The sequence below is a fragment of the Vibrio sp. D173a genome, from assembly GCF_030248475.1.
This window is the reverse complement of record NZ_JAHGAH010001548.1, coordinates 1-646: the sequence shown is the minus strand read 5'-3', so window position 1 is coordinate 646 and position 646 is coordinate 1. Positions and strand designations below refer to the sequence as shown.

Here is a 646-nt window from a genome sequence, read left to right as displayed (position 1 = left end):
AAAATGCAGCAAGCGGCAGATAAAACCATGCAAGTTGTTTGGCAAAAAGCAGAACAAATCGACGCCGATTACCTTGAGAAAGTAAAAGGAGCGGGCATCAAAGTAGTTTCACTTACTGACGCGCAAATGGATAAAGCGAAGGCCAGTATTTACAGCAACGAATGGCCAAGTATGGAGAAAACGGTAGGTAAAGACATCATGGATCAAGTCTATTCCGTCTCCGGTGTTCAGAAGTAGTGATGTGAGGCAATTATGAACGACTCTCTTGCACAACGTGATGTGCCTGCTTTTTACAGCGTGTGTGATTTCTTAGAAATGTTACTTCGATTCATCATGTTTAGCTCGGTTATTAGCTTGTCACTATTGATGTTCTTTCAAGTAATCCTGCGCTACGTGTTTGATTCTCCATTTACTGGTATCGAAGAAGTCGCATTGTTACTTGGGGTATGGGTTTATTTTTCAGGTATGGCCTACGCCACTAAGACGAAAGAGCATATCACAGGGGGAGTCATTCATCTTGTCGTCAACAATCCAAGAACCATCGAGCTGATTAAGCTGTTTGGATATCTTGTCTCTCTCAGCGCACTGATGTTCTTTTCTTATCTCGCTATGGAATATGTGATGAATATTTATGACAGGGGGCGGT

The 646-nt window shown here is 42.4% G+C and carries 2 protein-coding genes; both read left to right on the top strand.

The window, feature by feature from the left end:
• Positions 1-237 (top strand): hypothetical protein (locus KIV40_RS34660; protein ID WP_285353987.1); only part of this gene is annotated, 237 nt, incomplete at its 5' end.
• A 15-nt stretch (positions 238-252) separates the two neighbouring features.
• Positions 253-646, top strand: a 394-nt coding sequence (locus tag KIV40_RS34655; RefSeq protein WP_285353986.1) for a TRAP transporter small permease, incomplete at its 3' end; no start/stop codon positions are given.